Source organism: Polaromonas sp. P1_G2, assembly GCF_056405515.1.
In genome coordinates, this window is the sequence record NZ_JBFUBY010000060.1 from 1 (window position 1) to 20,390 (window position 20,390).

Consider the following 20,390-nt stretch of genomic DNA (forward strand, 5'->3'; position numbering starts at 1 on the left):
GGTCGAAGTTGCCGTTGGCCACTTGCAGCACGTAGCCGATACCGGAATTCGATCCGACGAATTCGCCGACCACGGCGCCCACCACGGCCAGCGTGATGGAGACCTTGAGGCCGCTGAAGATGGCGGGAAGGGCCTGCGGCAGGCTGATCTTGAAAAAGGTCTGCAGGCGGCTGGCGCCCATGGAGCGCGCCAGGTCCAGCATGTCCGGCTCGACCGACTTGAAACCCATGACGGTGGACACCACGACCGGGAAAAAGCCCAGCAGGAAAGCCGAGATGATCTTGGGAAAGATGCCGAAGCCGAACCACACGACAAACAGCGGCGCAATCGCGACCTTGGGGATGCTTTGCGAAAACACCAGCAAGGGGTAGACATAGGACTCGACGACGCGGGAGTAGGCGATCACCATGGCCAGCGGGATGCCGATGAGGATGGTGAGCGCGAAGCCGCCCAGCGTGGCCTGGGTGGTCTTCCAGCTTTCGCGCAGCAGGCGGCTCCATTCGGACACCAACTGCTCCACGACCTGCTCGGGACGCGGGATCAGGTAGGCCGGGATCTTGAAGCCGCGTATGGCCAGGTCCCACAGCACCAGCAGCAGGATGATCAGCAGGAAGGGCCTAAGTGCCGGTAACAGCAGCAACTTGCGCAGCATCGGATAAGTCTCCTGGTTGCCCATGCGGCATGGCGCCGCGGGCCGGCACGTCCGTATGTAACTATATGGTGAATTGTTGGGGCTGGGCCGAAGGCTGTCAACGGCCCCTAGGGAAACTCCGGGGGTRGGCAGGCCAGCGCTCAGTGCATCACGTAGCCGAGCACCATGTCCGTCATGTGCGACAGGCGCTGGGCCATGGCTTTGGGAGCGCGCAGATCACGCCCGAAGATGGTCGAGAGCGTCTGGTTGTTCGAGAGGTAGAAGTAACAAATCGACGCAATCGAGATGTAGAGCTGGATGGGGTCTATGCCGGCACGGAACAGCGCCTGGCGGCGCCCGCGCTCGAGCACCGTGTCCAGCATCTGCACCAGCGGCGAGTTCATTTCCTGGATGCGCGAGGACTTCTTCAGGTGCGCCGCATTGTGCTGGTTTTCACTGTTGAGCAGCGAGATGAACTCGGGATGTTCGAGGTAGTAGTGCCAGGTGAAGGAGACCAGTTCGCGTATCGCCTCGACCGGGTCCATTTCATCGAGATGCAGCTTCTGCTCGGCCGCGCGTATGTCGGCGTAGGTGTTCTCCAGCACCGCGAGGAAGAGGTCGTCCTTGCTCTTGAAATAGTAGTAGATCAGGCGCTTGTTGATGTCGGCGCGCTCGGCGATGCGGTCCACCCGGGCGCCGGCCAGGCCGTAGAGCGCGAACTCGTCGCGCGCGGCCAGGAGTATGGTCTGCTGCGAGCGGTCGGCGTCGCGTGGGCGGGGTTCCGGCGTGGAGGAGGATGTGGCTGCCATGTTGCAAATTTAACTGTTTGGTGAATTATTGCAAGTCCCGTGGGCCAAATTGCCGAAGGCCGCGCCATGGACACTATCGTCGCAACCGCTATCGCCGCATAATCAAAACAGGCTTTGGCCATTCGCGCCCAGGCCGCAACGCAAGCCAAGGAGGCCCACCATGAGCAATTCGAACACCCCCAAAGACGGTGACTTCGCGCACTGGGTTGAAGAAAAATCTGAAGCACTCAGGTTTGAGCTTGGCGAAAAATTCCCCGTTCCGCCCACCATCCTTGTCTCACCCTCGGTGCACGCGGAAACCGGCCGGCAAAAGCTCGAGGAGGTGCTGCTGGAGCACGAAGAGCCGACACAGGAGTTTCTCGACGAACTGGCCGCCCTCGAAGCGGCCCCACCGCTCAGCGATGAAGAGCTCGATCGCCAAGCCCTGGCAGCCGGCGGCAGCGATGGCGACGCGGCCACACCTGAATAAGCACAGCGCTCGAAGCTGGGCCCTCTTCAATGCAAGCCGGGGCCGCGGAACCGGCTTTGCCGGGCCGCAGGCGCAGCGACCCCCCTCGGGGGGCAGAGAGTTACACGAAGTGAGCGAACGTGGGGGCTCTATTCCAACGGCACAATAGGCTCATGACATCTCAACTTGCCGGCCACCTTCTCGTTGATTGCCTTCTGGCCCAGGGCGTTACCCACGCATTCGGCGTGCCCGGTGAAAGCTACCTGGCCGTGCTCGACGGCCTGCATGCGCGCCGGGGCAAGATCCAGTTTGTCACCTGCCGGCAGGAGGGCGGCGCGGCCTTTATGGCCGAGGCCCATGGCAAGCTCACCGGCCGGCCGGGCGTTTGCATGGTGACGCGCGGGCCGGGCGCCACGAATGCCTCCATCGGCGTGCACACGGCCTTCCAGGATTCCACCCCCATGGTGCTGCTGGTGGGCGACGTAGCCAGCGACTGCCGCGACCGCGAGGCCTTCCAGGAGGTGGACTACTTCAACTTCTTCGGCCCCAGCACCAAGGGTTTCGCCAAGCGCGTGGAACGCATCGACCACGCCGACCGCATTCCCGAATACGTCGCGCGAGCCTTCGCCACCGCGATGAACGGCCGCCCGGGCCCGGTGGTGCTGGTGCTGCCGGAAGACATGCTGACCCGCATGACGGCCGCGCAGCCGCTGCCGCGCGTGGAGGCTGTGCAGGCCTGGAGCGACCCGGGATCGCTGCGCACCTTGCGCGAGATGCTGCTCAAGTCCGAGCGCCCGCTGATCATCGCCGGTGGCGGGGGCTGGACACCGCAGTCGGCGCAGGCGCTGCAGCGTTTCGCTGAAAACTGGAAGCTGCCGGTGGGCAATGCCTTCCGCTTCCAGGACACCTTTGACAACCACCACCCGCTTTACGCCGGCGACGTGGGCATAGGCTTGAACCCCAAGCTGGCCGCGCGCGTGAAGGCCAGCGACCTGATCATCGCCATAGGCCCGCGCCTGGGCGAAATGACGACCGGCAACTACACGCTGCTCGAAGCGCCGCGGCCGAAACAAAAACTGGTGCACATCCATGCCAGCGCCGAAGAACTCAACCGCGTCTACCAGGCCGACCTGGCCATCAACGCCACCATGAACGCCGCCGCGCGTTCGCTGGAGGTGCTGACGGCGCCGGTGAACGTGGCCTGGGAGGCCTGGACGGCATCGGCCAACGAGGACTATCTGGAGAACCTCCAGCCCACACCCACAGCCAACCTGCCCGGCGACATCGACATGCCGGCCATCGTCGGCCTGCTGCAAAAACATTTGCCGGCTGATGCGGTGCTGACCAATGGCGCGGGCAACTTCGCCAGCTGGGTGCACCGCTTCTTCAAACACCACGGCCTGGTCAAGGGCCACAAGACGCAGCTGGCGCCTACGGTGGGCGCCATGGGCTATGGCGTGCCGGCGGGCATCGCCGCAGCCATCACGACGGGCCGCACGGCTTTTACGATTGCCGGCGACGGCGACTTTTTGATGAACGGCCAGGAGCTGGCCACGGCCGTGCAGCATGGCGCGAAAAGCATCATCGTGCTGCTCAACAACGGCATGTACGGCACCATACGCATGCACCAGGAAAGGGAGTACCCGACGCACGAAAGTGGTTCGCGCCTGAACAACCCGGACTTCGCGGGCCTGGCGCGCGCCTACGGCTATGTCGGCGTGCGGATCACGCGCACGGATGAGTTCGAGACGGAACTTCTGGCGGCCCTGGAACGCAAAGAGGGCACGGTGATCGAAGTGACGCTGGACCCGGAAGTCATCACGACCCGCGGCACGCTGTCGGCGATCAGCACTGCGGCCGCTGCGCGGCTCGCCGGCGGCTCGGGTCTTTGATCCGGCGGATTTGGTCCACGAACTGCAAAGAGCACCGGTATGAACGTGGTCTTCGATTTTGGCGCGGTGCTGTTCGAGTGGCAACCGGCTGAGCTTTTACGCACCCACTTGAGCCATGTCACGCCGACGGCCGAGGCGGCCCGGAAGCTGGCGGCGGAGATGTTCCACCATGAGGACTGGGCGGCCTTCGACCGCGGTACGCGTGAGTTGCCCGATGTGGTGGCATCCATGGCGCGGCGGCTGGCCCTGCCGGCCGATTTGCTGCATGGGTTTCTCGCACCCATCGGGGAGCGCCTGCTACCGATTGACAGCACTGTGGCTTTGCTGGAGCAGTTGCAGCGCCGCCGCCGCGGCCGGGGCGACGTGCATCTCTATTACCTTTCCAACATGCCATCGCCTTTTGCGCGAGTCCTGGAAAGCCGGCACGACTTCCTGCGCCATTTCGACGGTGGCATCTTCTCCGGCGACGTGAAATTGGCCAAACCCGACCCGGCGATCTTCGAGCTGCTGGCCGGGCGCTATGGGCTGGTGCCGGCCGACACGCTGTTCATCGACGATCTTGCCGCCAATGTCGCCGCGGCCCGGCAACTGGGCTGGCAGACCATCCACTGCACGGCGCCCGCCGGCTTGCCGGCCCAGGTGGCGGCACTGTTACCTGCCTGAGCTCCCATAAAAAAAGGCCGGGGTGACCCGGCCTTTTTTATGGGAAGCAGCCTCATGACAAGGCGGCCTCAAGCCATGAAGGATTACTCCTTGATGTCCACAGCGTAGAAGTTGTGGCGGCCGAACGGGCTGTTCTTGTAGCCGATCACGCTCTTGCGGATGGGCTTGAGCTGCACCGCGTGGGCGATGGTGAACCAGGGAGCCTGTTCCTTGAAGATGACCTGGGCCTGCTGGTAGAGCTTGATGCGCTCGGCGGGGTTGGTCACGGTCTTGGCCTTCAGGACCAGGTCCTCATACGGCTGGTAGCAGAACTTGGCGATGTTGGAACCGCTGGCCGATTGGGCCGAAGCGCAGCCGAGCAGGGTGTACATGAAGTTGTCAGGATCGCCGTTGTCGCCGGTCCAGCCCAGCATGCCCATCTGGTGTTCGCCGGCCTGCAGGCGCTTGCGGTACTCGCCCCATTCGAAGCTCTTGATCTCGGCGGTCACACCGACCTTGACCAGGTCGGCCTGCATCAACTCGGCAATGCGCTTGGCATTCGGGTTGTACGGGCGCTGCACGGGCATGGCCCACAGGTCGGTGGTGAAGCCGTTGGGGAAACCGGCCTGGGCCAGCAATTTCTTGGCGGCTTCGGGGTTGTACTCGTCGTCCTTGATGGCGTTGTTGTACGCGGCCATGGTCGGCGGGATCGGGTTCTTGGCGGCGACGCCGGTGCTCAGGTACACGCCGTCAACAATGGCTTTCTTGTTGATGGCCATGTTGATGGCCTTGCGCACGCGCACGTCGTCAAACGGCTTCTTGGTCGTGTTGTAGGCGAGGTAGCCGACGTTCAGGCCGGCCTGCTCGACGATCGTGACGTTGGAGTCCTTGCGGATCGCGTCCAGGTCGGCGGGGTTGGGGTAAGGCATGACCTGGCATTCGTTCTTCTGCAGCTTGGCCCAGCGGACCGATGCGTCAGGCGTGATCGAGTACACGAGGTCGTCGATCTTGGCTTTGCCGCCCCAGTACTGCGGGAAGGCCTTGTAGCGGATGACCGCGTCTTTCTGGTACTGCACCAGGTAGAAGGGGCCGGTGCCGACCGGGTCCTGGTCGATTTTTTCCGGCGTGCCGGCTTTCAGCATGGCGTCGGCGTATTCCTTGGACTGGACGGCCGCGTAAGGCATGGCCAGGTTGGCGAGGAACGGCGCTTCAGGCTGGTTCAGCGTGATCTTGACGGTGAGGTCGTTGACCTTTTCCACCGATTTGATCAGCTTGGGCATGCCCATGTCGCTGAAGTAGGAGTGGTTGGGGCTGGTGACCTTGAAGAAGGCGTTGTCTTCCTTCCACTGGCGCTCGAACATGAACAGCACGTCGTCGGCGTTTAGGTCGCGCGTCGGCTTGAAGGCCTTGTTGCTGGCATGCCATTTCACGCCCTTGCGCAGCGTGAAGGTGTATTCCTTGCCGTCGGCGGAAATGTCCCACTTCTCGGCCAGGCCGGGAACGACCTTGGTGCCACCGTATTCGAACTCGACGAGGCGGTTGTAGACGGGTTCGTTGGCATCAAACGACGTACCCGTGGTGTTGACGCCGGGGTAGAAGTTTTCGGGGCTGCCTTCAGAGCAGAACACCAGCGTCTTCGCGGAGACGGGTGAAAGTGCCAGCAGCGCTGGCAGGGCGACGGCGCACAGCAATGCGCGCTGGACCGGACGGAGCCGGCTTGCACTTGGTTTGGTCTGAATCATTTGACGATCCCTTTGGAGGTTGATGCTGCTTCGCAGCGGGGCTTGCGGCCAGTTTGCACCACATTTGTGACGTGGTGCGCCCTGGTCATTAAAAAACGTGGCCTGAAACCGGTGCGGGAAGGCATGGTTTCAGGTCACGCAGTGAGAAAGTTTTCGGCATAGTGGCACGCCACCTGCCGGTCCGCAACTTCGCGCAGTTGCGGCCTTTCGGCGCGGCAGCGGTCGGTGACATGCGGGCAGCGGGTCGAAAAGACGCAGCCGGTGGGCGGATTCAGCGGCGAGGGGAGTTCGCCCTTGAGCACGATGCGCTGCTTGACGCCGGTGCTGCCGGCCAGGCCCGGGGTGGAGGCCAGCAAGGCCTGGGTGTAGGGATGCAGCGGCTTGTTGAACAGGGTGTTCTTCTCGCCTTGCTCGACCGCGTGGCCCAGGTACATCACCAGCACGTCGTGGGCGATGTGGCGCACCACGCCCAGGTCATGGGAGATGAACAGGTAGGCCAGGCCCATGGACTGCTGCAGGTCGGCCAGCAGGTTGAGCACCTGGGCCTGGATGGAGACGTCGAGTGCCGATACCGGCTCGTCGGCCACCACCACGGTGGGGTTGAGCATCAGCGCGCGCGCGATGGCGATGCGCTGGCGCTGCCCGCCCGAAAACATGTGCGGGTAGCGGTCGTAGTGCTCGGGGCGCAGGCCCACCATGGCGAGCATGGCGCGGGCCTTGGCGGCGCGTTCCTCGGCGTTCAGGCTGGTGTTGATCTCGAGCGGGGCTTCGAGGATGGCACCGATCTTTTTACGCGGGTTCAGCGAGCCGTAGGGGTTCTGGAACACCAGCTGCACGGCCTTGCGCAGGCCCAGGCGCTCGTCATGCGGTGCGTTCACGGCGTCGATGCCGGTGATGCGCAGTTCGCCACCCGTGGGGGTTTCGATCAGCGACACCATGCGGGCCAGCGTGGATTTACCGCAACCGGATTCGCCGACGACGGCCAGCGTCTTGCCGGCGTGGACTGAAAAGGACACGCCGCCGACGGCCTGCAGGTGGTCGGACTTGCGCATGAAGCCGCGGCGGATCTCATAGACCTGCTTGAGGTTTTTGGCCTCGACGACGGGGCCTGCCGGCACGGCGCTAGGGGTGATGGCGGCGGTGCTCATTGCGCGGCCTCCACCAGCGGGGTGTCACGCTCGATGTTGGCCTGGCGGCTCGGGTCGCCCAGTGGGTAGTGGCAACGCACCATGCCGTCCTTCCAGGCGCGCAGCAGCGGGCGCTCGTTGCGCGAATGCTCGGTGGCGTAGGCGCAGCGCGGGGCGAACAGGCAACCGGTGGGCCGGTCGTAGAGGCCGGGCACCATGCCGGGAATGGTCGCCAGGCGCGCGCTGCCGTCGCTGCGCTCGGGCAGGGCCGACAGCAGGGCTTCGGTGTAGGGGTGCTGGGGCGTGTTGAAGAGGGCGTGCGCGCTTTGCTCTTCCATGATCTGGCCGGCGTACATCACGGCGATGCGCTGCGCCATTTCGGACACCACACCCATGTTGTGGGTGATCAGCACCAGGGCCATGCCGCGCTCTTTCTGCAGGCTGCGCAGCAAATCGAGGATCTGCGCCTGSATGGTCACGTCGAGCGCCGTGGTCGGCTCGTCGGCGATCAGCAGGCGCGGGTTGCAGGCGATCGCCATGGCGATCATCACGCGCTGGTTCATGCCGCCCGAGAGTTGGTGCGGATAGGCCTTGAGGCGGCTTTCGGGCGAGTTGATGCCGACCTGCTCAAGCAGTTCTATGGCCTTGCGCGTGGCGGCTTTTTTGTCCAGCCCCAAGTGCAGGCGCAGGGTTTCGGTGATCTGGAAACCGACGGTGAAGCAGGGGTTCAGGCTGGTCGTCGGTTCCTGGAAGATCATCGCCACGTCTTTGCCGATGAGCTTGTTGCGCTCGCCTTGCGACAGCTTGAGCAGGTCGTGGCCGGCAAAGCGCAGCTTGTCGGCCTTGACGCGGCCGGGGTAGGCCACCAGGCCCATCAAGGCCATCATGGTGACGCTTTTGCCGGAGCCGGATTCACCGACGATGCCGAGGACTTCGCCTTCTTCAAGTGACAGGCTGATGCCGTCGACGGCGTGCATCACGCCGTTTTGCGAGGGGAACTCGACGGAGAGGTTTTCTATTTCTAACAAAGCCATACGAAATCTTTCAGCGCTTCAGCTTGGGATCGAACGCGTCGCGCAGTCCGTCGCCCAGCAAATTGAAGGCCAGCACAGTGATCAGGATTGCGAGGCCGGGGAAGGTGACCACCCACCAGGCGCGCAGGACGAATTCGCGGGCATCGGCCAGCATGGTGCCCCATTCGGGAGAGGGCGGCTGGGCGCCCAGGCCCAGGAAGCCCAGGGCCGCGGCGTCCAGGATGGCGGTCGAGACACCCAGCGAGGCCTGGACGATCAGCGGCGCCGTGCAGTTGGGCAGGATCTCGCTGAACATCAGGCGGATGCGGCTGGCGCCGCTCATGCGGGCGGCCGTCACGTAGTCGCGCGAGGTCTCGGCGATCACCGCGGCGCGCGTGATGCGCACGTAATGCGGCAGCACGACGATGGCCACGGCCAGCATGGCGTTCATCAGCCCGGGGCCGAGGATGGCCACGATCACGATGGCCAGCAGCAGGCTGGGCAGGGTCAGGATGATGTCCATCAGGCGCATCACCGCGATCTCGAAGATGCCGCGGAAAAACCCCGCGAGCAGGCCCAGCACGGTGCCGACGACCACCGACAGCGCCACCACGGCCAGGCCGATGACCAGCGACAGGCGGGCGCCGTACATCAGGCGCGAGAGGATGTCGCGGCCGATGGCGTCGGTACCCAGCGGGTAGGTCCATGATCCGCCGGTTTGCCAGGCCGGAGGTTTGAGGAACACGGCATTGTTGGTGATGTTGGGCGCGTGCGGCGCCAGCAGCGGCGCGAACAGCGCGACCAGCAGCACGCCGATGACGATGACCAGGCCGATCACGGCTCCATTGTTGGCGCTGAAGTAGTTCCAGAATTCGCGCAGCGGGTGCGGCGGCGCGGGCGCGGTAGCGGGTTTCAAGGTGGCCGTGCTCATCGCTGGTGCCTGATGCGTGGGTTAATGATGCCGTAGGTGATGTCCACCAGCAGGTTGACGGCCATGACGATGGCGCCCAGCAGCAGGATGCCGCCCTGCAGCACGGGATAGTCGCGGCGGCTGATGGCTTCGATCAGCCATTTGCCGACGCCGGGCCAGGAAAAGATGGTTTCGGTCAGGATGGCGCCGGTGAACAGCACGCCGACCTGCAGGCCGATCACGGTGACCACAGGGATCAGGGCGTTGCGCAGCGCATGCAGGGCCACCACGCGCAGGTTGGACAGCCCCTTGGCGCGCGCGGTGCGAATGTAGTCCTCGCCCAGCACTTCCAGCATGGCCGAGCGCGTCATGCGCGCGATCACCGCCAGCGGATTGGTGCCCAGCACGATCATGGGCAATATCAGGTGCGAGGCGGCCGACCAGAACGCACCCTTGTCTTCAGACAGCAGCGAGTCGATCAGCAGAAAGCCGGTGGTGGGCTCGATGAAGTACTGCACTGACAGCCGGCCTGAGACCGGCGTCCAGCCGAGTTCGACCGAAAACAGCAGGATCAGCAGCAGCCCCCACCAGAAAATCGGCATGGAGTAACCCGTGAGGGACACCCCCATGACGCCGTGGTCGAGTATCGAGTTTCGCTTCACCGCCGCCAGGATGCCGGCCGGTATGCCGATCAGCAGCGCGAACAAAATCGCGCAGACGGCCAGTTCGATGGTGGCCGGAAATAGTGTGAGGAACTCGCGCAGCACGGGCTCCTGGGTGATCAGCGACTTGCCCAGGTCGCCCTTGAGCACGCGGACGATGTAGATGCCGTACTGCACCATAACGGGCTTGTCCAGGCCGTATTCCTTGAGCAGCTGGGCATGGCGCACCGGATCGATGCCGCGTTCGCCCGCCATGGTTTCAATCGGGTCTCCCGGCACCATGCGGATCAGGAAGAAGGCCAGCAGTGTCATCCCCAGGAAGGTGGGGATGATCAGGCTCAGTCGGGTAAAGATGAAGCGCAGCATTATCGCGGGATGCTAAGGCAAGGCTTAGCGCTGGCTAGGGAATTTCCGTCGCGAAAGCGACATGCGGAGCGCGCGGAATTTTCCGCCGCCCCCGTCTTCAAATGCAGTGGCATCAACATGGGATCTTGTCTGGTCAGTCAGGCCCGGGGCAGTGCCGCGGGGAATTTTTTATCTTAGCAACATTAGCATCATTTTTCGGCGCTGCCGCCACCGGCGGGCTACCCAGTAACCCTATGGCATCAGCACACCTACAGTGGCGCTTGCGGCGCTAATGAAGCGTATTTCGAAGGCGAAAGAGTAATGCAGGATGCGTGCCAGAGGGTCGTCGCTGTGAGGCCGGGGCGGTGCGTGCGGGCATAAAAAAAGGCCGGTGAAACCGGCCTTTTCGAAATCGGCGGAAGCCGATTACTTGACGTGCTTGCCGATCAGGCCAGCCATCTCGAACATCGACACTTGCGCCTTGCCGAAAACGGCGCGCAGTTTTTCGTCGGCGTTGATCATGCGCTTGTTGACCTTGTCCTGCAGGCCCTTGGATTTGATGTAAACCCACAGCTTGCTGACGATCTCGGTGCGTGGCAGAGGCTTGTCGCCGACCACGGCTGCCAGTGCGGGGCTCAAGGTCAGCGCTTTCATGAACGCTGCATTGGGCGTACGCTTTTTGGCGGGCGCTTTTTTCGCTGCTGGCTTTTTGGCCGCAACCTTCTTGGCGGGAGCTGCTTTCTTCGCGGCTACCTTTTTCGCAGGCGCTGCTTTTTTCGCAGGAGCCTTCTTCGCAGGAGCTGCTTTCTTCGCAGCTACTTTCTTTGCCGGAGCAGCCTTTTTTGCAGGCGCTTTTTTAGCCGGTGCTTTTTTCGCAGTTGCCATGATTGATTTTCCTTCTAGAAGTTGATAAATCACCACACGGATAACTACTTCCTTGTGGCAATGCGGATGCTACTGGAGAAAAACGCAGTTTCCTAGTGAAAACCCACTTTATTTGCGCCTGGATGTTGCAGATTTACCTCTGAAAATCAGGAAAACGCCTGTGAGAATCACGCCGCAGGCGGCCCATTCGCTCCCCGTGACGTGCTCTCCGGCGAAAAAAGCGCCCAGGAAAATCGCGATCAGAGGGTTCACGAAGGCGTAGCTGGTGGCCACCGCGGGCGAGGCATTGGCCAGCAAATACAGGTAGGCGCTGAAGGCGATCAGCGAGCCGAACACCACGAGATAGAGCCAGGCGAGCATCGCTTCGGGCTGCGCCGGCCAGTTCGCGGCGGCCTCGCGGTGTTCACCCAGTGCAAGAGAAATCAGCATCAACACCGCGCCGCCGCACAACATTTCACTGGCGAAACCCGCGGGGCCCGGGGCCAGCGGCAGCCGCGTGGCGGACAGCACCGAGCCCAGCGACCACAGCAGCGTGGCGCCCGCGATGCAGGCCAGCCCCACCGGCGCCGCGCCGAAACTGGCGCCCTGCACCAGCATCAGCACACCCGCCAGGCCCACCGCCATACCGAGGAACTCCAGCCGGCTGGGGCGCTGGCCCAGCAGCAGGCCCCAGGCCGAAACCAGCATGGGCACGATGGCGATGAAGGTGGCGATCAGGCCCGAGCCGATGTGGACTTCGGCCGAGGCCGTCAGCCCCATGCCGCCGCCCAGCATCAGGGTGCCGATGATGGCGGCGTTGGCCCATTCGCGCCGGCTCGGCAGCTTGTGCCCGCGCGCCAGCACCCAGGTCATCAGCAGGATGCCGGCCGCCAGGAAGCGCGTGCCCATCTGGAAGAAGGGCGGAAAGCTGATCAGCGCGAAGCGGATCGCCAGGTAGGTCGAGCCCCACACCAGGTAACAGGCGAGCAGGGCGGGGATCAGGAGCGCCGGCGCCTTGCCGGCGGCGGGAGGGGAGATGAGCGCGGAGGTCATGCCGGGATGTTAGGTTGCCATGCGCGTGCGGGCCATGCAAAATTAACGGCAAAACCGCAACCGGCCTTTGAATTTAAAGCTTGAAACCCGACATGACCGAAACCACCGAATGGGACCACTACGACAGCCGCATCCTCGGCGAGCTGCAGCGCGACGCGCGCATCACCATGGCCGAGCTGGGCCGCCGCGTCCACCTGAGCCAGCCCGCGGTGACCGAGCGCGTGCGCAAGCTTGAGCTGGGCGGCGTGATCAAGGGCTACCGGGCCGAAGTCGACCTGGCGCGGCTGGGCTACGGCATACGCGCCATCGCCCGGGTGGGCAGGGTCGAATACGCGCGCGTGGTCAAGCTGATCGAGCAGACGCCCGAGGTCATCAATGCCTACAACGTCACCGGCGAGGACAGCTGGGTGCTGGAAATCGCGGTGATCGATGTGGCCCACCTGGACGCGGTGGTGACCAAGTTCTGCATCCTCACCGAAACCTCGACCTCCATCGTCCTCAACGCCCCCCGCGAAAACGCCGTCGTGCTGCCGGCCCGCCGCGAGGACATCAAACCCGTCATCAAGAAAGTCACCGGAAAATGAGCACTGCCGTCCCCGCCGCCCCCACTGCATTTGCCACCTGCGACCTCTGCGACCTGCACAAGGGCGACACCTCAGGCGCGTTCAGGGTGCTTCCGCCGGTGTTCCAGAGCTACGGCGGCATCGCCAAATTCAGCGGCCCCGTCGTCACCGTCAAATGTTTTGAAGACAACTCGCTGGTCAAGGCCGCCGTCGAATCGCCCGGCGAAGCGCGCGTGCTGGTGGTGGACGGCGGCGGCTCGCTGCGCCGCGCCCTACTGGGCGGCAACCTCGGCCTGGCGGCGGCCAAAAACGGCTGGGCTGGTGTGGTGATCGACGGCTGCGTGCGCGACGCCGCTGAACTGGCGCGCTGCCGGACCGGCATACGCGCCCTGGCCCTCATGCCGCTGCCCACGGAACGCCGGCAGGAGGGCCAGCGCGACATTCCCGTCCAGATCCAGGGCGTGCGCATCTATCCGGGTGACTGGCTTTATGCCGACGAGGACGGCATTGTGGTGATGCCGGCGCCGGGACAAGCCTAGCCCTTCAGACCCTTGTAGAGCATGTAGGCTGCCAATACGTAGAGGATGCTTGCGAACACTCGCTTGAGCTTGCCCACGGGCAGGCTGTGCGCGGCCTTGGCGCCCAGCGGCGCCGTCATGAAGCTGCACACGGCAATCACCACCAAGGCCGGCAGCCAGATGTAGCCGAAGGAGCTCTCGGGCAGGTTTTGCACGCTCTGCCCGCTGATCACGTAGCCCAGCACGTTGGCCACGGCGATCGGGAAGCCTAGCGCGGCCGAGGTCGCCACCGCGCTGTGGATGGCCACGTTGCACCAGGTCATGAAGGGCACGCTGATGAAGCCGCCGCCCGCGCCGACCAGGCCCGACAGGAAGCCGATGAAGCCGCCGGCCGCGAACTGGCCCGCCGTGCCCGGCATCTGCCGCGTCGGTTTGGGTTTTTTGTCCAGGAACATCTGCGTGGCGGAAAAACTCACGAACAGGCCGAAGAAGATCGCCAGGTAGGAGCCCTTGAGCAGCGCGAACACGCCCAGGCTGCCGATGATGCTGCCGATCACGATGCCGGGCGCCAGCCGCTTGACGATGTCCCAGCGCACCGCGCCGCGCTTGTGGTGCGCGCGCACGCTGGAGATCGAGGTGAAGATGATGGTGGCCATGGATGTGGCGATCGCCATCTTGACGGCCAGGTCCGGCGCCACGCCGCGGTTGGACATGATGATGGTGATGAAGGGCACCATCAGCATGCCCCCGCCTATGCCCAGCAGTCCCGCGAGAAATCCGGTGCCCACGCCCAGTACGGCCAGTTCAACAATGAGAAGGGGTTCAAGCATCATGGGGTGTCAGGCATGGGGCCGCGGGCCTTCGGCGCTTCGCGGGAAAGCGCTGCGGCGGGGCGAGGTTGGAGGGAGGGGGAGGCGGGAGAGGGGGCAAGACGGTGGCGAATAAGGTGTCTGCGAGTGCCACTGGACCGTCATCCTGAACCGGGGTTCAGGTGGGCGAGGGCAGTCGGGTTTCGGGTTCGTCTGACGCGAGACGATCACACCTGCCGGACAATTTACCAAGCCCGTGCTCGTAGAGCATTGGTTCAAGGAAATATAAAGCCCAATACGCATCGCAGACGCCTTCATTGTAGGCCTTTGCGGCCCCGCGCGGAGCGTGGTCAAGGTATCCGTTGAAGGAGGTCGGGCAAGGGCTGCGGCCAAAGGCGCGCCCGGCTTCAAAGCAGGCGGCCGTCCGTGCCCAGGGCGGTGTCCAGCCGCTGCAGCAGGGCCGCGAGCTGCGCGTTCTCGGCATTGCCGGCGGCGGGTGCGGCCGCCGGCGCGGCAGCGGCGCCCGGCGTGCGCTCGGGAAGTTCAAACGCCAGGTTCAGCGCCGCCAGCACCGCGATGCGATCGCGGGCCTTGATCTTTCCGGCGTCGCGGATCCGGCACATGGCCATGTCGACGCGGTTGACGGCATCGAGCATGCGCGCGTCGCCGTTTTCGGGGCAGCCCAGCAAATAGCTTTGGCCCATGATCTGCACTTCGAGCTGCTTCATGACTCGGTTCCCGCGGTGGTTTTGTTGCCGTGGCCGCTGCTTTCGGGCAGGCGCTCGAGCAGGGCGTCGACGCGGGCGCGGGCCGCGCCCAGGCGCGACTTGAGGGAGTCGCGCTCCTGCGTCAGCAGGCCGACCTGCTCCGCCAGCAGTTCGTTGGTGCGCTGCAATTCCTCGTAGCGCAGCAACAGCCGCTCGACGCGTTCGGTGATCTGGTCGATTTGGGTTTGGTTCGCCATGGCAAGCGTCATTGTAGGGTTTGCGGCATCACATCGGGAAGGGCCGCGTAGAATCGGCCCTGTTGGTGCCCGCAGTGTGGTTCACATGCTGCAGTTCAACGGGAAGCAGGAGAGCGTCAAAGCCAGGCATATCGGGTCAACCCTGATCGCCGGCGCCCAGACCTTCAACCTGCGCTGCCCCCGCAACGGTAAAACGGACGAATGCGCTTTCCGGCTTCACGCCAGAGCAAATTCAGCTTTCATCACTCGCCACTGAGCGCCTTGAACAAGCGCTTGGGAAGGCGATGAAGGCGGTTCCGTCAGCCCGGATACCGGCCAACAAGGTGAACGCGCACGTCCAGTCCCTGGGCTGGGCGTTTGTAACGCTCACACGCCGGCGGGGAAGCCGGCGAGGGCCCATTGCTGACTGTCTGATTCATGAAAATTGCTCCCCCCGCACGCCTTGCCGTGTTCCCGCCGGTGCTGGCCGCCGCATTGCCGCTGGCTTTCCTGGCCGCGTCTCCGGCGCTGTCCCAAACCGCCCAAACAACCCAAATTGCCCAGGCTGCCCAGGTAGTCGCTCCGCGGCAACTCAAGGAAATGGTCGTGAGCGCCACGCGCAGCGCCCAGCCGATCGGTGACGTCGTCGCCGACGTCACCGTCATCGACCGCGAGGCCCTGGAACGCGCCGGCCCGGTCGGCCTGGCCGACATCCTGGCCCGCGTGCCGGGCATCCAGATCACCCGCAACGGCGGCATGGGCGCGAATACCAGCGTCTTCGTGCGCGGCGGCGAAAGCCGCCACACCCCCGTTTTCATCGACGGTGTGCGGGTGGAGTCGCAGGCGACGGCCGGCGGCGCCTCCTGGAACAATATCCCGATCGCGCTAATCGACCGGATCGAGGTCTTGCGCGGCCCCAGCAGCGCCGTCTATGGCTCCGACGCCGTGGCCGGCGTGATCCAGATTTTCACCAAGCGCGGCGAGGGCCCTTTTTCGCCGTCCGTGACGGTGGGTTACGGCTCCTACAACACCAGCCGGGTCGAGCTTGCCGCCAGCGGGTCGGCCGGCGCTTTCGACTACGCGCTGGGCCTCTCGCAGGGGCAAAGCGACGGCTTCAACACCCGGACCATCGCGGGCCAGAACCCCGATGCCGACGGCTACAAAAGCCTGGGCGCCAACGCCAAGCTCGGTTTCCAGCTCAACCCCGACCACCGCATCGAAGCCAACGTGCTGCAAAGCCACACCGACTCCCAGTACGACGGCGGCCCCACCCGCGACTACCGCCGCATCGCCGACCTGCAGACCCTGGGCCTGCAATGGGAGGCCAAATGGTCCGATCGCTACAGCACCAAGCTGGCCCTTACGCAAGGCACCGATTCCGGCGAAGAGGGCCTGAACGGCTCGACGCCGCAGATCTCCTACGACAGGAGCCGCATCAGCACGCTGCTGTTCCAGAACGAATACCGCCTGGGCGCGCACCTGCTGAGCGCGGCGCTGGAAAGCCGGCGCGACGTGTTCCGCCTGGTCGGCTCCACGGCCATACCGGGGGGCGCGAGTGTCCTCAACAAGGATCGCTCGCTGGACGGCGWGAGCCTGGGCTACGGCTGGAGCGGCGGTGCGCACACCGTACAGCTCAATGCCCGCCACGACAGGGACAGCGAATTCGGCGGCAAGACCACCGGCTCCGCGGCCTATGCCTTCGCGCTCACGCCGCAGTGGAAGGTGTCCACCTCCGCCGGCACGTCCTTCCGGGTGCCCACGCTGTACCAGCGTTTCAGCATCTACGGCACCGGGGCGCTCGCTCGATCTGCAGAACCCCAAGAACGTCACCACCAACCGCACCCTGCAGCGCCGCTCGCGCCAGTACGGCACGCTGGGCGCCGAAATGCCGCTGGGCGGCTGGCAGCTCGCGACCGACCTGGTCATGGCCTCGCACGCCTTCGACAGCGACAACACCAACGTGGTGCTGCCCGGCTATTCTGTCGTGAACCTGAGCGCCACGACGGCCTTGTCGCGTGACTGGAAGCTGGCGGCCAAGCTGGAGAACCTGGCCGACAAGGTCTACCAGACCGCCAACACCTACGCCACCGCCCGGCGTACCCTGTACGTCGGTTTGACCTGGGCTCCCCGGTAAACCTGAGGCCACCCATGCAACACACTGTCCGCTGCCCCGCCATCCTCATCGCCGCCCCGGCCTCCGGCCAGGGCAAGACGACGGTGGCCTGCGCGCTGGCGCGGCTGCATGCGCGCCAGGGGCGGCGCGTGCGCGTCTTCAAGTGCGGGCCGGATTTCCTGGATCCGTGCTGGCACGCCCTGGCCAGCGGCGCGCCGGTGTACCAGATGGACCTGTGGATGACCGGCGAGGCCGACTGCAGTGCCCGCCTGCATGCGGCGGCGCAGGAGGCGGACCTGATCATTGTGGAAGGCGTGATGGGCCTGTTTGACGGCGAGCCCAGCGCGGCCGACCTGGCGCAGCGCTTTGGCTTGCCGGTGCTGGCGGTGGTGGATGCGTCGGGCATGGTGGCGACCTTTGGCGCGTTGGCCTTTGGCCTGCAGCACTATCGTCCCAGCATGCCCTGGGCCGGGGTGCTGGCCAACCGCGTGGCCAATGCGCGCCATGCCGGCATGCTGCAGGCCAGCGTGGCAAACGACCAATGGCTGGGTGCGGTGTTGCGCAATGCCGCCATGGCCTTGCCCAAGCGCCACCTGGGGCTAACCGTCGCGACCGAAGTGGCGGACGCCATGGAAAGGCTGGACGCTGCTGCCGATACCTTGGCCGTGACGCCGCTGGGGCAGATGACCCTGGATGATTTACAGCGCTGGGCGGTGGACTTTAAGGCGCCGGAAGCTTCCGCGCCCCTGGTGCCGGCACTTCAGGGCAAGACAATTGCCGTTGCACGCGACGCCGCTTTCTGTTTTATCTACGCCGCCAACCTCGACACCCTGCGCGCGCTGGGGGCTGAGCTGGTGTTTTTCTCACCGCTGGCCGATGCGGCCGTGCCCGCCTGCGACGCGCTGTGGATTCCCGGCGGCTACCCCGAGCTGCACGCGCCCACCATTGCGGCCAACACCGCGCTGCGGGACAGCCTGGCCGCGCACGTCGCCGCGGGCAAACCCGTGTGGGCCGAGTGCGGCGGCATGATGGCGCTGTTTGACACGCTGGTCACGCTGGACGGCCAGCGCCACGCGCAATGGGGTGTGCTGCGCGGCGAAGTGAGCATGCAAAAGCTGCTGGCCGGCCTGGGCCCGCAGCAGTTGCCGCTGGCCGGCGGCACCTTGCGCGGCCACACTTTCCATTACTCGACCACGGCCACGCCCTTGCAGCCCGTTTCCCGGACCTCGCGGCCCAACACCGCGCCCGCACCGGATGCGGGCGAGGCCGTGTGGCAGCATGGGGCGGTGCGCGCCAGTTACTTCCACGCCTGGTTTCCCTCCTGCCCCGAAGCGGTGGCGGAGCTGTTCACCGCACCTGAAGAGGCGGCCGCATGACGGACCTGCTGCATTTCCAGCCCGGCCCGCAGCGCATCGTCTGCCTGACCGAGGAAACCACCGAATGGCTCTACCTGCTGGGCCAGGAGCAGCGCATCGTGGGCATCTCGGGCTACACCGTGCGGCCCAAACGCGCGCGTGACGAGAAGCCGCGCGTCAGCGCCTTCCTGAGCGCGAAGATCGAGAAGATCATGGAACTGCGGCCCGATTGCGTGCTGGGCTTTTCCGACCTGCAGGCCGATATCGCCTCGGACCTGGTCAAGCGCGGTGTGCAGGTCACGATCTTCAACCAGCGCAGCGTGGCCGAAATTTTCTCCATGCTGTACCAACTGGCCGCCATGGTGAACGAGGCGGAGCAGGGTGCCAGTCGCATTACCCAAATGCAGGCCGACCTGCGCGCCATGCAGGCGGCCGTGGCAGCCAGGGTGGCGGCCGGTGCGCGCCGGCCCAGGGTGTATTTTGAAGAGTGGGACAGCCCGCACATCAGCGCGATCCGCTGGGTGTCGGAGCTGGTCGGTATTGCGGGCGGGGACGATTGTTTTCCTGAACTCGCCGCCCAGCCGCTGGGCAAGAACCGCATCATTGCCGACGGCGCCGAGATCGTCCGCCGCAACCCGGACCTTATCCTGGGCTCCTGGTGCGGCAAAAAATTCCGGCCGGAAAATGTGGTGGCGCGTGAAGGCTGGGACGCTGTGAACGCCGTGCGCAACCAGCAATTGTTTGAGATCAAGTCCCCCGACATCCTGCAGCCCGGCCCCGCCGCGTTGACCGATGGCGTTGCCAAAATGCACCAGATCATCCTGCGATGGATGGATGCTGATCTCGCGGGAGCTTTCAAACCATGAATGCGATGACACTTGCCCGCAGTGAGTTGGTCCTCGGCGGCCAGAGAAGCGGCAAGTCGCGCCGCGCCGAGCAGCTGGCGCAGCAATGGCTCGCGCAGTCGCCGGAACACCGCGCCGTGCTGGTCGCTACCGCCAGGCCCCCGGCCTGGARCTCAAGGATGCCGCCCGGGTCGCGTGGGAACTGGCGGGCTTGCTGGTGGACGCCATCCAATCGGCCCCCGGCCCACTGGTGCTGGTTGGCAACGAAATCGGCCTGGGCGTCATTCCCATGGGCCGCGAAACCCGCTCCTTTGTCGATGCGCTGGGCCAGCTCAATCAGCAGGTGGCCGGCGCCTGTGAGCGCGTCACCCTGATGGCGGCCGGTTTGCCGCTGACCTTGAAAGCCTCTTCGTGAAACGCATTGCAGTTCTTTTGCCGCTGCTATGCCTCGCGTTGGCGTGGCCCGCACGTGCGCTGCAAGTCACCGACGACCGCGGCGTGACCGTCACGCTGGCTCAGGCGCCGCAGCGCATCGTCAGTCTGCTGCCTTCGCTGACCGAAACCGTTTGCGAGCTCGGCCGGTGCCAGCGCCTGGTAGGGGTGGACCGCTATTCCAACTTCCCCGCCGGCGTGCAGAAACTGCCCCAGGTCGGCGGCGGGCTGGACCCCAACATCGAGATGATCGTCGCGCTCAAACCCGACGTGGTGCTGATGGCCACCTCGTCGCGCGCGCGCGAACGCCTGCAGGCACTGGGCCTGAAGGTGGTGGCGCTGGAGCCCAGGAGCCATGCCGACGTGCAGCGCGTGATGCTCAAGCTGGGCCAGTTGCTCGAGGTGTCGGATGCCGATCGCATCTGGCGCGCGATCGACGCCGGCGTCTCGGCCGCGGCCCAGTCGCTGCCGGCCGGTGTGCGCGGCACGCGGGTCTACTTCGAGGTCAACCAGGGCCCGTATGCAGCGGGCGAGTCGTCCTTTATCGGCGAGACGCTGGTGCGCCTGGGCGTCAAGAACATCGTGCCGGCCAAACTCGGGCCCTTTCCCAAGCTCAACCCCGAATACATAGTCCGCGCCAACCCCGACCTGATCATGATCGGCCAGCGCAGCGC

The 20,390-nt window shown here is 65.0% G+C and carries 22 protein-coding genes, 1 pseudogene and 1 riboswitch; of the genes and pseudogenes, 11 read left to right on the forward strand and 12 right to left on the reverse strand.

What is annotated here, in order from left to right; genetic code table 11:
• Together AC1D0P_RS08730 and AC1D0P_RS08735 are read right to left on the reverse strand one after the other, a co-directional pair.
• The coding region (locus AC1D0P_RS08730; protein WP_477676377.1) for an ABC transporter permease at positions 1 to 652 on the reverse strand (652 nt) is incomplete at its 3' end.
• Positions 653 to 792: 140 nt separating this feature from the next.
• On the reverse strand, positions 793 to 1,440 hold the full coding sequence (locus tag AC1D0P_RS08735; protein WP_477676378.1) for a TetR/AcrR family transcriptional regulator: 648 nt from the start codon (positions 1,438 to 1,440) through the stop codon (positions 793 to 795).
• Between the two features lie 160 nt (positions 1,441 to 1,600).
• Here AC1D0P_RS08735 and AC1D0P_RS08740 point away from each other — a divergent pair, with 160 nt between their 5' ends.
• The 3 genes from AC1D0P_RS08740 (at position 1,601) to AC1D0P_RS08750 (ending at position 4,443) form a co-directional block, all read left to right on the forward strand.
• The gene (locus AC1D0P_RS08740; protein WP_477654712.1) at positions 1,601 to 1,909 is read left to right on the forward strand and encodes a hypothetical protein; all 309 of its coding nucleotides are present in this window, start codon (positions 1,601 to 1,603) and stop codon (positions 1,907 to 1,909) included.
• Positions 1,910 to 2,061: 152 nt separating this feature from the next.
• The gene (locus AC1D0P_RS08745; protein WP_477676379.1) at positions 2,062 to 3,780 is read left to right on the forward strand and encodes a thiamine pyrophosphate-binding protein; all 1,719 of its coding nucleotides are present in this window, start codon (positions 2,062 to 2,064) and stop codon (positions 3,778 to 3,780) included.
• Between the two features lie 39 nt (positions 3,781 to 3,819).
• On the forward strand, positions 3,820 to 4,443 hold the full coding sequence (locus AC1D0P_RS08750; protein ID WP_477676380.1) for an HAD family hydrolase: 624 nt from the start codon (positions 3,820 to 3,822) through the stop codon (positions 4,441 to 4,443).
• Positions 4,444 to 4,526: 83 nt separating this feature from the next.
• Here AC1D0P_RS08750 and AC1D0P_RS08755 read toward each other — a convergent pair whose 3' ends face one another.
• From AC1D0P_RS08755 to yedA, 7 genes are all read right to left on the reverse strand, one after another.
• Complete coding sequence (locus AC1D0P_RS08755; protein WP_477676381.1) at positions 4,527 to 6,164, reverse strand: ABC transporter substrate-binding protein; 1,638 nt, start codon at positions 6,162 to 6,164, stop codon at positions 4,527 to 4,529.
• 134 nt (positions 6,165 to 6,298) lie between these two features.
• A complete protein-coding gene (locus AC1D0P_RS08760; RefSeq protein ID WP_477676382.1) occupies positions 6,299 to 7,312 on the reverse strand; it encodes a peptide ABC transporter ATP-binding protein in 1,014 nt (337 codons plus the stop codon).
• A complete protein-coding gene (locus AC1D0P_RS08765) occupies positions 7,309 to 8,325 on the reverse strand; it encodes an ABC transporter ATP-binding protein (RefSeq protein WP_477676383.1) in 1,017 nt (338 codons plus the stop codon). The genes AC1D0P_RS08760 and AC1D0P_RS08765 overlap by 4 nt, the downstream gene beginning before the upstream one ends.
• Positions 8,326 to 8,335: 10 nt before the next feature.
• Positions 8,336 to 9,235, reverse strand: a complete 900-nt coding sequence (locus AC1D0P_RS08770) for an ABC transporter permease subunit (protein WP_477676384.1) — start codon at positions 9,233 to 9,235, stop codon at positions 8,336 to 8,338.
• A complete protein-coding gene (locus AC1D0P_RS08775) occupies positions 9,232 to 10,242 on the reverse strand; it encodes an ABC transporter permease subunit (protein WP_477676385.1) in 1,011 nt (336 codons plus the stop codon). The genes AC1D0P_RS08770 and AC1D0P_RS08775 overlap by 4 nt, the downstream gene beginning before the upstream one ends.
• 405 nt (positions 10,243 to 10,647) lie before the next feature.
• The gene (locus AC1D0P_RS08780) at positions 10,648 to 11,106 is read right to left on the reverse strand and encodes an SWIB/MDM2 domain-containing protein (RefSeq protein ID WP_122956824.1); all 459 of its coding nucleotides are present in this window, start codon (positions 11,104 to 11,106) and stop codon (positions 10,648 to 10,650) included.
• 108 nt (positions 11,107 to 11,214) lie between these two features.
• Entirely contained in the window at positions 11,215 to 12,138 is a 924-nt protein-coding gene (yedA, locus tag AC1D0P_RS08785; protein WP_477676386.1) for a drug/metabolite exporter YedA, read from the reverse strand.
• Positions 12,139 to 12,230: 92 nt separating this feature from the next.
• Here yedA and AC1D0P_RS08790 point away from each other — a divergent pair, with 92 nt between their 5' ends.
• Positions 12,231 to 12,722 carry an Lrp/AsnC family transcriptional regulator gene (locus AC1D0P_RS08790; protein WP_007873193.1) on the forward strand — a complete coding sequence of 164 codons (492 nt, stop codon included), beginning with the start codon at positions 12,231 to 12,233 and terminating at the stop codon, positions 12,720 to 12,722.
• The gene (gene rraA / locus AC1D0P_RS08795; RefSeq protein WP_477676387.1) at positions 12,719 to 13,240 is read left to right on the forward strand and encodes a ribonuclease E activity regulator RraA; all 522 of its coding nucleotides are present in this window, start codon (positions 12,719 to 12,721) and stop codon (positions 13,238 to 13,240) included. Before AC1D0P_RS08790 ends, rraA begins: the two co-directional genes overlap by 4 nt.
• On the opposite strand, the gene AC1D0P_RS08800 is transcribed toward rraA, so the two are convergent.
• The 3 genes from AC1D0P_RS08800 to AC1D0P_RS08810 all read right to left on the reverse strand — a co-directional run bounded on the left by AC1D0P_RS08800 (position 13,237) and on the right by AC1D0P_RS08810 (position 14,992).
• The gene (locus AC1D0P_RS08800) at positions 13,237 to 14,052 is read right to left on the reverse strand and encodes a sulfite exporter TauE/SafE family protein (RefSeq protein WP_477676388.1); all 816 of its coding nucleotides are present in this window, start codon (positions 14,050 to 14,052) and stop codon (positions 13,237 to 13,239) included. The genes rraA and AC1D0P_RS08800 overlap by 4 nt on opposite strands.
• A gap of 383 nt (positions 14,053 to 14,435) precedes the next feature.
• Positions 14,436 to 14,756: a cell division protein ZapA gene (locus AC1D0P_RS08805; protein WP_477654722.1), complete on the reverse strand. Its 321-nt coding sequence runs from the start codon at positions 14,754 to 14,756 to the stop codon at positions 14,436 to 14,438.
• Positions 14,753 to 14,992 carry a DUF904 domain-containing protein gene (locus tag AC1D0P_RS08810; RefSeq protein ID WP_477654723.1) on the reverse strand — a complete coding sequence of 80 codons (240 nt, stop codon included), beginning with the start codon at positions 14,990 to 14,992 and terminating at the stop codon, positions 14,753 to 14,755. Before AC1D0P_RS08810 ends, AC1D0P_RS08805 begins: the two co-directional genes overlap by 4 nt.
• 46 nt (positions 14,993 to 15,038) lie before the next feature.
• Positions 15,039 to 15,326: riboswitch (cobalamin riboswitch) on the forward strand.
• 83 nt (positions 15,327 to 15,409) lie between these two features.
• Between AC1D0P_RS08810 and AC1D0P_RS08815 the strand changes: the two genes are divergently transcribed.
• From AC1D0P_RS08815 to AC1D0P_RS08840, 6 genes and pseudogenes are all read left to right on the forward strand, one after another.
• On the forward strand, positions 15,410 to 16,990 hold the full coding sequence (locus AC1D0P_RS08815) for a TonB-dependent receptor plug domain-containing protein (protein WP_477676389.1): 1,581 nt from the start codon (positions 15,410 to 15,412) through the stop codon (positions 16,988 to 16,990).
• Positions 16,956 to 17,105, forward strand: coding sequence for a hypothetical protein (locus AC1D0P_RS08820; protein ID WP_477676390.1), 150 nt, complete (start codon positions 16,956 to 16,958; stop codon positions 17,103 to 17,105). Before AC1D0P_RS08815 ends, AC1D0P_RS08820 begins: the two co-directional genes overlap by 35 nt.
• A gap of 14 nt (positions 17,106 to 17,119) precedes the next feature.
• On the forward strand, positions 17,120 to 18,460 hold the full coding sequence (locus tag AC1D0P_RS08825; RefSeq protein ID WP_477676391.1) for a cobyrinate a,c-diamide synthase: 1,341 nt from the start codon (positions 17,120 to 17,122) through the stop codon (positions 18,458 to 18,460).
• The gene (locus AC1D0P_RS08830; protein ID WP_477676392.1) at positions 18,457 to 19,305 is read left to right on the forward strand and encodes an ABC transporter substrate-binding protein; all 849 of its coding nucleotides are present in this window, start codon (positions 18,457 to 18,459) and stop codon (positions 19,303 to 19,305) included. The genes AC1D0P_RS08825 and AC1D0P_RS08830 overlap by 4 nt, the downstream gene beginning before the upstream one ends.
• A gap of 5 nt (positions 19,306 to 19,310) precedes the next feature.
• Positions 19,311 to 19,699 (forward strand): annotated as a pseudogene (locus AC1D0P_RS08835) (bifunctional adenosylcobinamide kinase/adenosylcobinamide-phosphate guanylyltransferase).
• A partial coding sequence (locus AC1D0P_RS08840; protein WP_477676393.1) for a helical backbone metal receptor occupies positions 19,696 to 20,390 on the forward strand: 695 nt, incomplete at its 3' end. The pseudogene AC1D0P_RS08835 and the gene AC1D0P_RS08840, both read left to right, overlap by 4 nt.

What these genes read in the sequence shown, in the direction of transcription:
- AC1D0P_RS08735 (WP_477676378.1), bottom strand. Translation starts at nt 1,440, where the DNA reads ATGGCAGCCACATCCTCCTCCACGCCGGAACCCCGCCCACGCGACGCC.
- AC1D0P_RS08770 (WP_477676384.1), bottom strand. Translation starts at nt 9,235, where the DNA reads ATGAGCACGGCCACCTTGAAACCCGCTACCGCGCCCGCGCCGCCGCAC.
- AC1D0P_RS08740 (WP_477654712.1), top strand. Translation starts at nt 1,601, where the DNA reads ATGAGCAATTCGAACACCCCCAAAGACGGTGACTTCGCGCACTGGGTT.
- AC1D0P_RS08800 (WP_477676388.1), bottom strand. Translation starts at nt 14,052, where the DNA reads ATGATGCTTGAACCCCTTCTCATTGTTGAACTGGCCGTACTGGGCGTG.
- AC1D0P_RS08760 (WP_477676382.1), bottom strand. Translation starts at nt 7,312, where the DNA reads ATGAGCACCGCCGCCATCACCCCTAGCGCCGTGCCGGCAGGCCCCGTC.
- AC1D0P_RS08810 (WP_477654723.1), bottom strand. Translation starts at nt 14,992, where the DNA reads ATGGCGAACCAAACCCAAATCGACCAGATCACCGAACGCGTCGAGCGG.
- AC1D0P_RS08830 (WP_477676392.1), top strand. Translation starts at nt 18,457, where the DNA reads ATGACGGACCTGCTGCATTTCCAGCCCGGCCCGCAGCGCATCGTCTGC.
- AC1D0P_RS08745 (WP_477676379.1), top strand. Translation starts at nt 2,062, where the DNA reads ATGACATCTCAACTTGCCGGCCACCTTCTCGTTGATTGCCTTCTGGCC.
- AC1D0P_RS08805 (WP_477654722.1), bottom strand. Translation starts at nt 14,756, where the DNA reads ATGAAGCAGCTCGAAGTGCAGATCATGGGCCAAAGCTATTTGCTGGGC.
- rraA (WP_477676387.1), top strand. Translation starts at nt 12,719, where the DNA reads ATGAGCACTGCCGTCCCCGCCGCCCCCACTGCATTTGCCACCTGCGAC.
- yedA (WP_477676386.1), bottom strand. Translation starts at nt 12,138, where the DNA reads ATGACCTCCGCGCTCATCTCCCCTCCCGCCGCCGGCAAGGCGCCGGCG.
- AC1D0P_RS08825 (WP_477676391.1), top strand. Translation starts at nt 17,120, where the DNA reads ATGCAACACACTGTCCGCTGCCCCGCCATCCTCATCGCCGCCCCGGCC.
- AC1D0P_RS08780 (WP_122956824.1), bottom strand. Translation starts at nt 11,106, where the DNA reads ATGGCAACTGCGAAAAAAGCACCGGCTAAAAAAGCGCCTGCAAAAAAG.
- AC1D0P_RS08750 (WP_477676380.1), top strand. Translation starts at nt 3,820, where the DNA reads ATGAACGTGGTCTTCGATTTTGGCGCGGTGCTGTTCGAGTGGCAACCG.
- AC1D0P_RS08755 (WP_477676381.1), bottom strand. Translation starts at nt 6,164, where the DNA reads ATGATTCAGACCAAACCAAGTGCAAGCCGGCTCCGTCCGGTCCAGCGC.
- AC1D0P_RS08775 (WP_477676385.1), bottom strand. Translation starts at nt 10,242, where the DNA reads ATGCTGCGCTTCATCTTTACCCGACTGAGCCTGATCATCCCCACCTTC.
- AC1D0P_RS08790 (WP_007873193.1), top strand. Translation starts at nt 12,231, where the DNA reads ATGACCGAAACCACCGAATGGGACCACTACGACAGCCGCATCCTCGGC.